The sequence below is a fragment of the Kitasatospora sp. MBT66 genome, assembly GCF_000710405.2.
Classification (GTDB): domain Bacteria; phylum Actinomycetota; class Actinomycetes; order Streptomycetales; family Streptomycetaceae; genus Kitasatospora; species Kitasatospora purpeofusca.
Map to the genome: position 1 here is coordinate 501,936 of NZ_JAIY01000006.1, position 14,507 is coordinate 516,442.

Consider the following 14,507-nt stretch of genomic DNA (forward strand, 5'->3'; position numbering starts at 1 on the left):
GCCTGCGGGGCCGCGGCGCGGGCGGTGCCGGGGGCGGCGGACGGGGCGCCGGAGGGGGTGACGTCCACGACGGGCTGGGCGGCCGGGGTCACGGTCGGCGCGGCGTCCGAGGGCGTCGGCGCCGGGGTGGGGGTGGCGGTGGGCGTGGCCGGCACCGGCTTCTCGCAGCTCACCGAGGCGATCCTGATGGTGCCGGTCACCTTGGCGACATTGAGGTTGAGCGGGTCCACCGCCACCTGGACCTCCAGCGCCGAGGCGGCGGCGGTGGTCGAGGTGGTGGTCTTCTTGGAGAACTCCACCGAGACGCTGCCGACCAGCGGCACATCCACCTTGGTCGGCCCGTAGAGGCTGACGGTGACGGACTTGCCGAGCACGGTGAGCTTGGCGGGGGCCACCACGTCGGCGGTCGGCTGCCCGTCGACCGGACAGGTGGCGGTGGCGGTGAGCGCCTCCAGGCCCAGCAGGGTGGTCCCGGGCAGGCCCGGGGCGTGCACATCGGCGTCGGCCAGGGTGACCGAGGCGGTGGCGCCCTTGGCGTCCGTCCTGGTCACCGACTTGCCGACGTCGGCCTTGACCAGGGTGACCGGTCCGGACTGGTCGACGCCGTCGACCTTGGCGGTGAGCACGGTGCCGTCGCGCTGCGCCGGGGACTCCACCTTGTTGAGCGAGACGTTCACCGGGACGTCCACGGCGTTGTTCAACAGGCGGACGTCCAGGTCGAGTTCGGCGGTGACGGCGCGCGCCTTGCCCGGCGAACCGGGGGCCCCGGCGCCCGGCGCGGCCGGAGCGCCCGGGGCCGCCGTGGCGGTCGGAACGGTGAGCAGTGTGCAGACCGCGACGGCGGCGCTTGCGGAAACGATTCGGCTGGAGGAACGAGAGGAGCGGGAAGAGCGAGAAGACATGGCGGTACCCCACGACCAACGACAGGAATTGGATGAGCCGCCAGTCTTCTCAAACGATCCGTCATATGAGTCATACAGAGAGTCATTTCACCCGTTGGGGTGATGTTGACGCTCGGGGATGACGCGGGTCTGCTAAGACACGCGAGCCGGCTAGGGCAGCCGCCAGTCGACGGGCTGGGCGCCCTGCTGGACCAGCAGCTCGTTGGCCCGGCTGAACGGGCGGGAGCCGAAGAAACCGCCGCTCGCCGAGTACGGGCTCGGGTGCGCGGACTCGATCGCCGGGATGTCGCCCAGCAGCGGCCGCAGATTGCGCGCGTCCCGGCCCCAGAGGATCGCCACCAGCGGGCCGCCGCGCGCCGTCAGGGCGCGGATCGCCTGCTCGGTGACCTCCTCCCAGCCCTTGCCCCGGTGGGCGGCGGGCTTGCGCGGGGCGGTGGTCAGGGCACGGTTCAGCAGCAGTACGCCCTGCCGCGTCCACGGGGTGAGGTCGCCGTTGGACGGCTGCGGCAGGCCGAGGTCGCTGCCGTACTCCTGGAAGATGTTGATCAGACTCGCCGGGATCGGACGGACGTCCTCCCCCACCGAGAAGCTGAGGCCGACGGCGTGACCGGGCGTCGGATAGGGGTCCTGGCCGACGATCAGCACCCGGACGTCGGCGAAGGGCTGCTGGAAGGCGCGCAGCACATTCGGTCCGGAGGGCAGATAGGTGCGGCCTGCGGCCAGCTCGGCGCGGAGGAAGTCGCCCATCGCGGCGACCCGCCCGGCCACCGGCTCCAGCGCGGTGGCCCACCCGGGCTCGACGATCTCATTCAGTGGACGCGGTGCCATGGGCGTAACCCTATCGGCCTACTCGGACAGCCCCGGCACCACGACCGCCGGCCCCCGGCACCGGGCTCGGAGGCCGTGCGCCCGCTCAGGCCACCGGGCGGCCGCGCAGCACCACCAGCCGCGGATCGGCCAGCACCCGGACATCGGCGCGCGGGTCCTCCGCGTACACCACGAAGTCCGCCGGGGCGCCCTCCTCCAGACCGGGCCGCCCCAGCCAGGCCCGCGCGCCCCAGCTCGCCGCCGAGAGCGCCTCGGCCGGGTCCAGCCCGGCCTTCACCAGTTCGGCGACCTCCTCCGCGACCAGGCCGTGGGCCAGCGAGCCGCCCGCGTCCGTGCCCACGTAGATCGGGATGCCCGCGTCGTGCGCGGCGCCCACCGTGTCGTAGCGGCGCTCGTGCAGCCGGCGCATGTGCGCCGCCCAGGCCGGGAACTTGGCCTCGCCGCCGGCCGCCAGCTGCGGGAAGGTGGCGATGTTGACGAGCGTCGGGACGATCGCCACCCCGCGCTCGGCGAACACCGGGATCAGCTCCTCGGTCAGCCCGGTGGCGTGCTCGACGCAGTCGATCCCGGCCGCCAGCAGGTCCGGCAGCGACTCGGCGGCGAAGCAGTGCGCGGTGACCCGCGCGCCCTCCTCGTGCGCCGCCGCGATCGCCTCGGCGAGCGCGTCGCCGGGCCAGCAGGCGGTGAGGTCGCCGTGCTCCCGGTCGATCCAGTCGCCGACCAGCTTGACCCAGCCGTCGCCGCGCCGGGCCTCCGCCCGGACGTAGGCGGCGAGGTCGCCCGGCTCGATCTCGTGCGCGTAGTTGCGGATGTAGCGGCGGGTGCGGGCGATGTGCCGGCCGGCCCGGATGATCCGCGGCAGATCCTCCCGCTCGTCGATCCAGCGGGTGTCCGCGGCCGAGCCGGCGTCGCGGATCAGCAGGGTCCCGGTGTCGCGGTCGGTGATCGCCTGCTTCTCGCTGGTGGCGGCGTCGACCGCGCCGTGCGCGTCCAGGCCGACGTGGCAGTGCGCGTCCACCAGTCCCGGCAGCACCCAGCCCTCGACCGTCCGGACGTCCCGGGACCCGGAAGCGGACCCGGACCCGGACCCGGACCCGGCGCCGGCGCCGAGCCCGACGGCGGTCGGCCGGGAGAAGGTCACCCGGCCGTCGACCACCCAGAGTTCGTCCCGGACGTCCTCCGGCCCCACCAGCACCCGACCACGGACGTGCAGCACCGCGCCATCGCTCATGGCGGCACTCTACCGACGGCGTCGTTCCCTGTGAGCGGCGAATGTGAGGCAGACTCGTTCGGACCGGCACCGCCCCTCCCCGCGAAAGGCCCCGAGACCGTGAGCCCCTTCCTCGACCTGCCCCCGCTCACCGCCGCCGAGTTCGCGGCGATCGAGGACAAGGTCGCCGCGCTGCTGCACACCACCGCCGACGTCGTCGTCACCCAGGGCGAGGCGCTGCTGCCGCTGGAGGCGGCGATCCGCAGCGCCGCGCACCCGGGCTCGACCGCGCTCAACATCGTCACCGGCCCCTACGGCCAGACCTTCGGCAACTGGCTGCGCGACTGCGGCGCCAAGGTGGTCGACCTGGCCGTGCCGTTCGAGACCGCCGTGAGCGCCGAGCAGGTCGCCGAGGCCCTGGCCGCCGAGCCGGCGATCGACTTGGTCTCGCTGGTGCACGCCGAGGCCGCCACCGGCAACACCAACCCGGTCGCCGAGATCGCCGCCGTGGTGCGCGAGCACGGCGCGCTGCTGATGGTGGACGCGGTCGCCTCGGTGGCCGCCGAGCCGCTGCTGACCGACGCCTGGGGCGTGGACCTGTGCGTGATCGGCGGGCAGAAGGCGATGGGCGGCCCGGCCGGCGTCTCGGCGGTCTCGGTCTCCGCGCGGGCCTGGGAGCGGATCGCCGCCAACCCGGCCGCCCCGCGCCGCTCCTACCTCTCGCTGCTGGACTGGAAGGAGCGCTGGACGGACGCCGGGCGCACCGTCCTGCCGCACGCGCCCGCGCAGTTGGAGATGCTGGCGCTCGGCGCCTGCCTGGACCGGATCGCGGCGGACGGCCTGGACACCGTGATCGCCCGCCACCGCGCGGCCGCGGCCGCCACCCGCGCGGGCGTCCGGGCGCTCGGCACGCTCTCCCCCTTCGTCCCGGCCGACGCGCACGCCGCGCCGGTCGCCACCACCCTGCGCACCCCGGACGGCCTGGGCGCCACCGGCCTCGCCCGCGAACTGCTGCGGCTGGACGCCTCGCTCCCGGTCCAGGCCGGCGGCGGTGCGCTGGCCGCCTCGATGCTGCGGGTGAACCACTACGGCTCCGCCGCCGCCCTCGGCACCGTCCGCGCCACCCTCACCGCCCTCGCCACCGCGACCGGCGCGGACGCCGCCCCCGCCCTCACCGCGGCGGACGCCGCCTGGGCGACCGCGTCCACCTCGGAGCGGTAACCCGGCCGCCGCACCGGCCCGCTACGCTCGCGCTCCGATCTTGATGACAGGGGGAGCGCGGATGTCGACGGTATGGACCAGACCGACCGGTTGGCTGACCCTGATCGGCGCCCTGGTGACCGAAGTGTGGGCGCTGCTGCCCGCGTTGAGCCCGGAAGCGGTGGCGCTGTCGGCCCGGGCCCGACTGCTGCCGCTGCTGCTGACCACGGTCTGCGCCCTGGGCTGGCTGGCCGCCGCGGCGGTGGCGCGCCGACGGGAGCGGGCTCGGCGCGAGCGGATCCGGCGCTCGGAGTTCCGGCGCGGCCCCGACAAGCGCCCCCCGCGCCCGGCCGGCCGGACCGCCGCCGCCCTGCTGGGCGTCGCGCTGGCCCTCGGGCCGACCGCCGCCCTGGCCCAGGCGGTCGGCCCGGACGGCGCCGAGGGCCGCTGGACCCAGCGGGTCCTGCGCGCGGGCGGCGGCCGGTACACGGTGGAGATAGCCGAGGTGCTCGGCACACCCCGGCGCACCGGCGTCAACGTCAACGACCACCAGGTCTGGAGCGCGCCGATGGTGCTGACCGTGCCGTGGTCGGACGGCGAGCCCCGGCGGCTGACCCTGGACCGGGTGGAGACGCTCGACGAGCCGGAGCCGGGGGACTCGGTCTCGCTGATGTTCGCCGCGAACGACCTCGAACTCGGCGCCCGCGCCCACCAGTACGGCTCGATGAGCGGGATCGCCGGGCTCTGGATCCTGATCCTCGGCCTGCTCGGCTCGATCTTCGCCGCCGGCACGCTGGTCTCCGGGCGCGAGACGGTCGGCCGCCTGCGGGACTTCGCCCCCGGACTGCACCTGCCGGTCGCCGCGCTGCTGGCCCTGGGCGCCGGCCTCGACCTGCTGGTGGTGTACGCCTGGCCGCCGACCGCGGTGGGCTGGCTGCTGGCCCTCGCCGCGGCCACCACCCCGCCGCTCGCCGTCTGGTGGGCGTTCCGTCGACTGTCCCCGTACCACTGACGGCGGGGGCCGTCGGCCGGGGTGACGCGCTCCCGGCCGGGCAGTGTTCCCGAGCCGTTCACTCCCCCGGCACCGGGACCTCACCGACCCCGGGCAGGCTCCTGCGCGACGGAGAAGTTGTCTGTACAACTTTGACCCCCCACCGCCGGGCCGCCGAGGAGAACACCATGACCACCGCCGAGCTGTCGCCGTACTGGCTGCGCGACAACTGCCCCTGCACGGAGTGCCGCGACCCGCGCAACGGGCAGAAGCTGTTCCAGATCACCGACCTGCCGGACGACCTGGCGATCGCCGCGCGGGCCGAGCTGGACGGCCACCTGGAGGTGCTCTGGTCGGACGGGCACCGCTCGCGCTACCCCGCAGGGTGGCTGGCCGAGGAGGCCGGGGAGGACGGCCGCACCGAGAGCGGCAAGCAGCTGTGGGCCGCCGCCGACTTCGCGGCCGGCCTCCCGGAGGCCCACTGGGACACCTACCTGGCCGACCCGGCCGCACGGGCCGCCGTACTGGCCGCCGTCCGCCGCTCCGGCTTCGCGGTGCTGCGCGGCGTCCCGGCGGTGGAGCGCCAGGTGCTGGCGGTCGCGGAGACCTTCGGCTACGTGCGGGTCACCAACTACGGCGAGCTGTTCGACGTCCGGATCGAGCCGGACCCGAACAACCTCGCCTTCACCAGCGCCGCGATCACCCCGCACACCGACAACCCGTACCGGGACCCGGTGCCCACCCTCCAGCTGCTGCACTGCCTGGAGAACTCGGCCACCGGCGGCGACTCCGGCCTGGTGGACGGCTTCCACGCGGCGGCGCTGCTGCGCGCCGAGGCGCCGGAGCACTTCGCGGTGCTGACCCGCACCCCGGTGCCGTTCGTGTTCCGCGACCGGGGCACCGAGCTGCGCGCCGACCGGCCGCTGATCGACGTGGACCCGCTGGGCCGGATCCGCGAGGTGCGGTTCAACAACCGCTCGATCGCGACCCTGCGCGGTCCGGCGGCGGAGCTGGACGCCTTCTACGCCGCCTACCGGGCGTTCGCCGCGATCACCCTGCGCCCGGCGCTGCAGCTGGACTTCCGGCTCGACCGCGGGGACTGCCTGATCTTCGACAACGTCCGGCTGCTGCACGCCCGGACGGCCTTCGCCCAGGACGGCCGCCGCCACCTCCAGGGCTGCTACGCCGACCTGGACTCGCTGTCCTCCACCCTGACCGTGCTGGAGCGCCGTTCGGCCGCGCTGGACGAACTCGCCGCGCTGTTCGAGGGCGAGGGCGCCGGGGAGTACCTGGGCGAGGCGGTCACCATGGCCGAGCACATGCTGCAGGCCGGCGCGCTGGCCGAGGCGACGGGCGCGGGCCCGCACCTGGTCGCGGCGGCGCTGCTGCACGACGTCGGTCATCTCTCGCTCGACAAGCACAGCCACGGGACCCTGCACGGGCGGGACCTGATGGAGGGCCGGGACAACCGGCACAGCCACACCGGGGCGGACTGGCTGGCCCGCTGGTTCGGCCCGGAGGTCACCGAGCCGGTCCGGCTGCACGTGGCCGCCAAGCGCTACCTGTGCGCGGTCGAGCCGGAGTACCGGGCCCGGCTGTCCGAGGCCTCGGAGTACACCCTCCAGGTGCAGGGCGGGCCGATGTCCGAGCAGGAGGCCGCCGCCTTCGCCGCCCACCCGGGCGCCGAGGACGCGGTGGCGGTCCGCCGCTGGGACGACGAGGCCAAGGAGGCGGACGCGGCGACGCCGGACTTCACGCACTTCCGGCCGCTGCTGGCCGCGCTGATGCGCTGACCCGATCCGTCAACCACGCACCGCCGCACCGCCGTTGAAGCGGTGCGGCGGTGCAGCGGTGCAGCGGTGCAGCGGTGCAGCGGTGCAGCGGTGCGGCAGTACAGCGGTGCGGCATACGGCATGCGGCGGACCGGCGACGGTCCCCGGGTCAGTCGCTCTCCCGCGCGTGCCGCGAAAGTGCCGACGTGGCCAGCGAGTTGTGGATGCTGAAGGCCACCGTGCCGGGCAGGTAGCGGTCCTGGGACCACTCCACCGGGGTACCGGTCGGGTCCGTGGTCCGGCGCCGCTCGCGCAGCAGCGGACCGCCGCGCCGGCAGCCCAGCAACCGGGCGTCGTCCGCGTTGGCCGCGACTATGTCGATCGTGTGGTCGGCATCGGTGAACAGGATGCCGTGCTCGCGCAGCACCTCGGTGTGCGAGACCACGTCCGGCGGCAGCTCGGCGACGATCTCGCCGACCCGGGGCGGGTAGATGGTCCGCTCGACCATCACCGGCTTGCCGGAGAGGGTGCGCAGCCGGACCGTCACATAGACCTCGTCCCCCGGTTCGAGGCGCAGCTGGTCGCGCTCGGCGGCGTCGGCCGGGCGGCGGACCAGCGAGTCCAGGATGCCGCCGGGCTCCTCGCCCATCGAGTAGGCCCAGTGCGTGAAGCTGAGCAGTTCGGAGAAGCTCTGCACCCGGGCCGTGCCGAGCACGACGCGGCGGGTGCCCCGGCGCGAGGTGACCAGTCCGTCCGAGCGCAGTACGGCGAGGGCCTGCCGGACGGTGCCGCGCGAGACGCCGTACTGCTCGGCGAGCGCGCCCTCGGCGGGCAGTCGGCCGGCCTCGCCGAACGCGCCGGTGGTGATCGCCTCGCGCAGGTCGGCGGCGACCTTGCGGTAGAGCGAACCGGACGTGCGCTCGGCCCCGGCGGCGCCGGTCGGGCGGCTCTCGGGGCGCCCCGGCTCCAGTGCCACGTCAGTCAATGTCCCTCCTGGGCGGTGTCCTGCGCAGCCCGTACCGGCGCGGACAGCCCGACCATATCCCGCTGCGCTCCCGAAGCATCGCACTCCCGCGATCATCCGCCGGCGATCTGATTCGACCGTTCCCGCAGCCGACCCCGGTTCTGGGCCATCCGTTCACCTTCCCGTCATCGGGCTCCGGCGTACTTACCCCCGTCAGCGAAGTTGGCTAGTCAACTCGGACGACGCGATCGGCCTCTCACCCGGCCGGCCCGCCGCCCTTCGCGAGACGCAGGCCCGCGGACCCCCCGCGAACGCCCCCTCGCAGTACGCCCCCTTTACAGGAGACTTCCCCGTGACCGTGCACCGCGCCCGCGCCGCCGCCTTCGCGGCCGTACTGACCGCCGCCGCGCTCTCCCTCACCGCCTGCGGCTCCGCCGGTTCGACCGCCAAGGCCGGCGACGCCGCCAAGGCCGGTACCAAGGACGCCAAGGACGCCACCTCCGCCGCCGACCTCGGCGGCCTGGACGGCCTGGTCGCCGCCGCCAAGAAGGAGGGCAAGCTGCACGTCATCACGCTGCCCCGGGACTGGGCGAACTACGGCAAGATCATCGACGGCTTCAAGGCCAAGTACGGCCTGGAGGTCGAGGAGGAGAACCCGGACGGCTCCAGCCAGGACGAGATCAACGCGATCAACTCCCGCAAGGGCCAGGACCGCGCCCCCGACGTGGTCGACCTGGGCAGCGCCTTCGCCCTGCAGGCGGTCAAGGACGGCATCCTCGCCCCCTACAAGGTCGCCACCTTCGACAAGGTGCCGGACAGCATGAAGGACGCGACCGGCGCCCGCGTCAACGACTACGGCGGCTACATCTCCATCGGCTGCGACGCCAAGAAGATCGCCAACTGCCCGAAGACCTTCGCCGACCTGCTGAAGCCGGAGTACAAGGGCCAGGTCGCCCTCAACGGCAACCCGACCAAGTCCGGCTCGGCCTTCGGCGGCGTCTACGCGGCCGCGCTCGCCAACGGCGGTTCGCTGGACAACATCCAGCCCGGCATCGACTTCTTCGGCAAGCTGAAGCAGTCGGGCAACTTCAACCCGGTCGAGTCGACCCCGGCGACCATCGAGAAGGGCGAGACCCCGATCTCGATCGACTGGTCCTACCTGAACGCCGGTTACAGCGACCAGTTCAAGGACAAGGGTGTCGACTGGAAGGTCTCCATCCCGGTCGACGGCTCCTACGCCCAGTTCTACAACCAGGCGATCAACAAGTGGGCCCCGCACCCGGCCGCCGCGCGCCTGTGGCAGGAGTACCTCTTCAGCGCCGAGGGCCAGAACCTCTTCCTCGGCGGCTACGCCACCCCGGCCACCTTCGAGGCCCTGAAGAAGGACGGCACCCTGGACGCCGCCGCGGCCGCCAAGCTGCCGGCCGTCGAGAAGCCGTTCACCAACTTCCCGACCGTGGACCAGATCAACGCGGCCAAGAAGGTCGTCACCGAGAACTGGACCAAGGCCATCGCGGGCTGACCCACCCCGGTCACGCACCACCCATCGGGCTGAGACCCCACTCATCCGGCTGAGACAAGGCACTCATGACCACGGCTCCCACCCCGGTGCCGACCACCCCCGCCGCCACCGAACCCGGTGGCGGCGCGGGGGCGTCGCGCACCGCCGCACGCACCACCCACACCCCCACCCGGCGGCGCGGACCGCTCGCCCGCCTCGGCGGCGCGTGGCTCGCCACCCTGCCGCTGCTGCTGTTCTTCGTGATCGGCTTCGGTCTCCCCACCGTCGCCATCGTGATCGGCGCGTTCACCACCTCCAGCGACGCGGAGACCGGTGCCGGGCAGTTCACCTTCGACAACGTGACGGCCTCCGTCCAGGGCGCCTACCTCACCGCGATGCTGAGCAGCCTCAAGCTCTCCGCGCTGACCGCCCTGCTCGCCACCCTGATCGGCCTGCCGCTCGCCCAGGCGGTCGTCACCTCCCGACAGGGCTGGCTGCGCCAGGCGGTGCTCACCGCCTCCGGGGTGCTCGCCAACTTCGGCGGCCTGCCGCTCGCCTTCGCGTTCGTAGCCACCCTCGGCAACGCCGGCGAGATCACCAGGCTGCTGCACCTGACCGACCACGGCTGGTCGCTGTACACCTTCACCGGCCTGACGATCGTCTACCTGTACTTCCTGATCCCGCTGATGGTGCTCACCATCACCCCGGCGCTGGACGGCCTGCGCGTCCAGTGGCGCGAGGCGGCGCAGAACAACCGCGCCACCACCTACCAGTACTGGCGCCACGTCGCACTGCCGATCCTGCTGCCCTCGCTGCTCGGCGGCTTCGTCCTGCTCTTCGGCAGCGCCTTCGCCGCCTACGCCACGGCCGCCGCCATGGTCGGCGCGACCGTCCCGCTGGTCAGCCGCTCGATCGCCGACGCGCTCTCCGGCAACGTGCTGGTCGGCCAGGGCAACCTCGCCCTCGCCCTCAGCCTCAACATGATCGTGGTGGCCGTCCTGGTGATGGCCGTGTACCTCCCCCTCCAGCGCCGGAGCGCCCGATGGCTCAGCTGACCTCCCCCGCCCGCGCCCACCGCCAGGCCACCCGCCGGCCCAAGGTGCGCTGGTGGCGCGGCGCCGTGCTGCTGCTCGCCGGCGTGTACTTCGTGGTCCCGCTCGCGGCCTCCGCCTGGTTCTCGATCGACGAGCCCAAGGGCATCTCCTTCGAGGCCTACACCGGGCTGCTCTCCGCGCCCGGCTTCCTGGACAGCCTCTGGCTGACCCTCGGCCTCGCCCTCGTCACCGTGCTGGTGCTGCTGCTCCTGCTGGTCCCGGCGCTGATCGCGGTCCGGCTCGGCGCGCCCCGGCTGCGCCCGGTGATCGACGTGCTCTGCACCCTGCCGCTGGTCGTCCCCCCGGTCGCCCTGACCGCCGGCATGATCGGCGTGCTCCGCTGGGGCCCGGACTACCTGATGGACACGCCGTTCTTCCAGACCTTCGTGTTCGTCCAGGACCCGGACTTCCCGGTGGTGCTGGTCATCGCCTACGTGCTGATGGCCCTGCCGCTCGCCTACCGCTCCCTGGACGCCGGCCTGCGCGCGGTGGACGTCCGCACCCTGGTCGAGGCCGCCCGCAACTGCGGCGCGAGCTGGCCGCGCGCGGTGTTCACGGTGGTCCTGCCGAACCTGCGCGGCGCGCTGCTCAACGCCTCCTTCCTGACCCTGGCCCTCGTGCTCGGCGAGTTCACCGCCGCCTCGATCCTCGGGTACCAGCCCTTCCCGGTCTGGATCTACTCGGTCGGAAACAGCCAGGCCCACATGTCGGTCGCGGTCTCCATCCTCAGCCTGCTGCTCACCTGGCTGCTGCTGCTCCTGCTGGCCTCCGTCGGCCGTCAGCGCGGCTCCAAGACCGCCACCTCCTGAAACCCCCCGGAGTCACCCATCATGACCACGGCCATCTCCCCCGTCACCGGCGCCACCCACGCCACCGGCAGCGCGACCGTCGAGTTCCGCTCGCTGCGCCGCACCTTCGGCGCCACCACCGCGCTGGACGGCCTCGACCTGACCGTCCGGCCCGGCGAGCTGCTCGCCCTGCTCGGCCCGTCCGGCTGCGGCAAGACCACCGCGCTGCGCATCCTGGCCGGCTTCGAGCAGCACGACTCGGGCCAGGTGCTGGTCGACGGCAAGGACATCACCGCGATCCCCGCGCACAAGCGCGACGCCGGCATGGTGTTCCAGTCCTACAGCCTGTTCCCGCACCTGACCGCCGCCGACAACGTCGCCTTCGGCCTGCGGATGCGCGGCGCCGGCAAGGCCGAGCGGATCAAGCGCGCCAAGGAGCTGCTGGAGCTGGTCGGCCTGCCGCAGCACGCCGGCCGCTACCCGCACCAGATGTCCGGCGGCCAGCAGCAGCGCATCGCGCTCGCCCGCGCGCTCGCCCTGCAGCCGCGGGTCCTGCTGCTCGACGAGCCGCTGTCCGCGCTGGACGCCAAGGTGCGGCTGTCGCTGCGCGAGGAGATCCGCCGCCTCCAGCAGGAACTGGGGATCACCACCCTGTTCGTCACCCACGACCAGGAGGAGGCGCTGTCGATGGCCGACCGGGTCGCCGTGCTGCGGTCCGGCCGGCTGGAGCAGTGCGCCGCCCCCGCCGAGCTGTACGCCCGCCCGGCCACCGCCTTCGTCGCCGAGTTCGTCGGCACCATGAGCCGCATCCCCTGCGAGCGCTCCGGCGAGGGCGTCGAGGTCCTCGGCCGCCGCCACGCCGTGGACGGCGCGCTGCCCGCCGACGGCTCGCTCCAGGTGCTGGTCCGCCCGGAGAACGTCCGGCTGACCCCGGACGAGCACGGGGTGGCCCTGGTCGTCTCGGCGTCCTTCCTGGGCGCGGTCACCCGCCTCACCGTCCGCCTGAACGACGGCACCGAGGTCAAGGCCGACCTGCCCACCGAGGCCGCCGCCGGCCTGCCGGTCGGCTCGCGCGCCGCGCTGACCCTGCCGGAGCGCCCGGTCCTGGTCGACCGGCGTACCGTCTGAGCCGCACCCGACGGCCCGGTCCGGGGGAACCACCCACCCACCGGGCCGGGACCGCATGTCCCGACCCGTCCACCCTCCGCGTGCACCACCGAAGGTACCGCCATGCCTGAAACTCCCCCACCCGCCGCCGTCCTCTTCGACATGGACGGCACCCTCGTCGACACCGAGCACCTCTGGTGGGAAGCCGCCGCCGAGCTCGCCGACGAACTGCGCCACCCGCTCACCGAGGCCGACGCGCCCGAGGTGCTCGGCCGGGCGATCGAGCACACCGCCGCCCACCTCCACCGGGTCAGCGGCACCGCGCTCAGCGAGGCCGAGCTGGCCGACCGGCTCGGCGACTCCTTCGCCGGCAAGGTCGCCGCCGAGACCGTCCCCCGCCCCGGCGCGCTCGCCCTGCTGGCCGAGCTGCGCGACGCCCGGGTGCCCACCGCGCTGGTCTCCGCCTCCCCCCGCCGGGTGGTCGACATGGTGCTGGGCACCATCGGCCGGGACTGGTTCGCGGTCACCCTGGCCGCCGAGGACACCCCGCGCACCAAGCCCGCCCCGGACCCGTACCTCGCCGCCGCGGCCCGGCTCGGCCTGGACCCGGCGGTCTGCGTCGCCGTCGAGGACACCCCGACCGGGGTCGCCTCCGCCTCCGCCGCCGGCTGCGCCGTGCTCGCCGTCCCCTCCACCGGTACCGCGATCCCCGACGGCTCCCGGATCACCCTGCTGGACAGCCTGGAGCACGCGGACCTGGACCTCCTCGGACGGCTCACCGCCGCGCCCGGGGTTTAATGCTCCGTGCCCTACGTACTCCTCGCCCTGGCGATCATCAGTGAAGTCTGTGCCACCAGCTGCCTCAAGCTGACCGAGGGCTTCAGCCGGCTCTGGCCGAGCGTGGGCGTGGCGATCGGCTACGTCCTGTCCTTCGCCCTGCTCGGCCGCGCCCTCAAGCACATACCCGTCTCGGTCGCCTACGCCGTCTGGTCGGGCGCCGGCACCGCCGCCGTGGCCGGCATCGGCGTCGTCGCCTTCGGCGAGTCGCTGGGGCGGATGCAGTGGATCGGCCTCGCCCTGGTCATCGTCGGCGTGGTGGTGCTCAACCTCAAGGGCGGGCACTGACCCCGGTTCCCGACGGCCGACGACGCCGGTTCACCCCGCGTCGGCGGCCACCCGGAAGCCGATGTTGCCGGCCGAGCTGTCCGGTGTGTTCGAGCTGCGCGCCGCCACCCGGTAGCGGTTGCAGTAGGACTCGTGGCACATGTGGGAGCCGCCGCGCATGACACGGGCCGTGCCGTCCGGCGGGCCGACGGGGTCGTGCCGCCGCTCCCGCCCCGGGCCGGTGCGGTGGAAGTCCGGGCTGAACCAGTCGGCGCACCACTCCCACACATTGCCGACGGTGTTGTACAGCCCGAAGCCGTTCGGCCGGAAGGCCGTCACCGGGGCCGTCCCCCGGTGGCCGTCGGCCGCCGTGTTCAGGGTGGGGAACACGCCCTGCCAGATGTTGCACAGGTGCCGTCCGCCCGGGGTGAGTTCGTCCCCCCACGGGTAGCGGGCCTGCTCCAGCCCGCCGCGGGCCGCGTACTCCCACTCGGCCTCGGTGGGCAGCCGGGTGCCCGACCAGGCGCAGTACGCCTGCGCGTCGTGCCAGGAGACGTGCACCACCGGATGGTTCTGGCGGGTGGTGACCGAGGAGCCCGGCCCCTCGGGCGCCCGCCAGCTCGCCCCCGCGACCGCCCGCCACCACGGCACCGCGGCCACCGCCGGTGAGGCGGCCGCGAGTCCGGGCTCCAGGAAGCCCTCGAAGACGTAGGAGAAGCCGAAGCTCTCGGCCTCGGTGCGGTGGCCGGTGGCCTTGACGAAGGTGGCGAAGGCGACGTTGGTCACCGTGGTCGTCGCGATCCGGAACGGGCTCAACTCGACGGCGCGGACCGGGCCTTCGCCGTCGGCGGGGTAGCCGGTCCGGTCGTCCGTGCCCATCAGGAAGCGCCCGCCGGGCAGGCCGGTCAGCTGCCGGGCGACCCGCGAGCCCCGGGGCGGGGCGGCGAGCGTCAGCGCGACGGCGCCCGCGGCGGCGGCGTCGCGGCCGGGGGTGCAGCAGGGCTTGGTGGTCGACACGGGGGGGGTCCTCGTCCGGTCGGGGCCCG

General features: G+C 74.0%; 14 protein-coding genes. 9 read left to right on the top strand and 5 right to left on the bottom strand.

Features of this window, described 5'->3' with window-relative positions:
• The 3 genes from BI06_RS49480 to BI06_RS14760 all read right to left on the bottom strand — a co-directional run.
• Positions 1-902: SCO1860 family LAETG-anchored protein (locus BI06_RS49480; RefSeq protein WP_158516433.1), on the bottom strand; the 902-nt coding region annotated here is incomplete at its 3' end.
• A gap of 150 nt (positions 903-1,052) precedes the next feature.
• Entirely contained in the window at positions 1,053-1,730 is a 678-nt protein-coding gene (locus BI06_RS14755) for a uracil-DNA glycosylase (RefSeq protein WP_030394905.1), read from the bottom strand.
• 85 nt (positions 1,731-1,815) lie between these two features.
• On the bottom strand, positions 1,816-2,961 hold the full coding sequence (locus BI06_RS14760) for an amidohydrolase family protein (protein WP_043468523.1): 1,146 nt from the start codon (positions 2,959-2,961) through the stop codon (positions 1,816-1,818).
• Between the two features lie 99 nt (positions 2,962-3,060).
• On the opposite strand from BI06_RS14760, the gene BI06_RS14765 reads away from it, so the two are divergent.
• The 3 genes from BI06_RS14765 to BI06_RS14775 all read left to right on the top strand — a co-directional run bounded on the left by BI06_RS14765 (position 3,061) and on the right by BI06_RS14775 (position 6,924).
• Complete coding sequence (locus tag BI06_RS14765) at positions 3,061-4,161, top strand: alanine--glyoxylate aminotransferase family protein (protein WP_043468525.1); 1,101 nt, start codon at positions 3,061-3,063, stop codon at positions 4,159-4,161.
• A gap of 61 nt (positions 4,162-4,222) precedes the next feature.
• On the top strand, positions 4,223-5,152 hold the full coding sequence (locus tag BI06_RS14770) for a hypothetical protein (protein WP_043468527.1): 930 nt from the start codon (positions 4,223-4,225) through the stop codon (positions 5,150-5,152).
• A gap of 167 nt (positions 5,153-5,319) precedes the next feature.
• Positions 5,320-6,924: a phosphonate degradation HD-domain oxygenase gene (locus tag BI06_RS14775; RefSeq protein WP_030394909.1), complete on the top strand. Its 1,605-nt coding sequence runs from the start codon at positions 5,320-5,322 to the stop codon at positions 6,922-6,924.
• A 148-nt stretch (positions 6,925-7,072) separates the two neighbouring features.
• Here BI06_RS14775 and BI06_RS14780 read toward each other — a convergent pair whose 3' ends face one another.
• Positions 7,073-7,879, bottom strand: coding sequence for a GntR family transcriptional regulator (locus BI06_RS14780; protein ID WP_233290205.1), 807 nt, complete (start codon positions 7,877-7,879; stop codon positions 7,073-7,075).
• 340 nt (positions 7,880-8,219) lie between these two features.
• Between BI06_RS14780 and BI06_RS14785 the strand changes: the two genes are divergently transcribed.
• The 6 genes from BI06_RS14785 to BI06_RS14810 all read left to right on the top strand — a co-directional run bounded on the left by BI06_RS14785 (position 8,220) and on the right by BI06_RS14810 (position 13,482).
• The gene (locus tag BI06_RS14785; RefSeq protein WP_030394911.1) at positions 8,220-9,389 is read left to right on the top strand and encodes an ABC transporter substrate-binding protein; all 1,170 of its coding nucleotides are present in this window, start codon (positions 8,220-8,222) and stop codon (positions 9,387-9,389) included.
• A gap of 65 nt (positions 9,390-9,454) precedes the next feature.
• Positions 9,455-10,423 carry an ABC transporter permease subunit gene (locus BI06_RS14790; protein ID WP_030394912.1) on the top strand — a complete coding sequence of 323 codons (969 nt, stop codon included), beginning with the start codon at positions 9,455-9,457 and terminating at the stop codon, positions 10,421-10,423.
• Positions 10,411-11,271, top strand: coding sequence for an ABC transporter permease (locus BI06_RS14795; RefSeq protein ID WP_030394913.1), 861 nt, complete (start codon positions 10,411-10,413; stop codon positions 11,269-11,271). The genes BI06_RS14790 and BI06_RS14795 overlap by 13 nt, the downstream gene beginning before the upstream one ends.
• Positions 11,272-11,292: 21 nt before the next feature.
• On the top strand, positions 11,293-12,378 hold the full coding sequence (locus tag BI06_RS14800) for an ABC transporter ATP-binding protein (protein ID WP_043468529.1): 1,086 nt from the start codon (positions 11,293-11,295) through the stop codon (positions 12,376-12,378).
• 102 nt (positions 12,379-12,480) lie between these two features.
• Positions 12,481-13,155, top strand: a complete 675-nt coding sequence (locus tag BI06_RS14805) for an HAD family phosphatase (RefSeq protein ID WP_030394915.1) — start codon at positions 12,481-12,483, stop codon at positions 13,153-13,155.
• Positions 13,156-13,161: 6 nt separating this feature from the next.
• Positions 13,162-13,482, top strand: coding sequence for a multidrug efflux SMR transporter (locus tag BI06_RS14810; RefSeq protein WP_030394916.1), 321 nt, complete (start codon positions 13,162-13,164; stop codon positions 13,480-13,482).
• A gap of 30 nt (positions 13,483-13,512) precedes the next feature.
• On the opposite strand, the gene BI06_RS14815 is transcribed toward BI06_RS14810, so the two are convergent.
• Positions 13,513-14,478: a formylglycine-generating enzyme family protein gene (locus tag BI06_RS14815; protein ID WP_043468531.1), complete on the bottom strand. Its 966-nt coding sequence runs from the start codon at positions 14,476-14,478 to the stop codon at positions 13,513-13,515.
• Between the last annotated feature and the right edge of the window lie 29 nt (positions 14,479-14,507).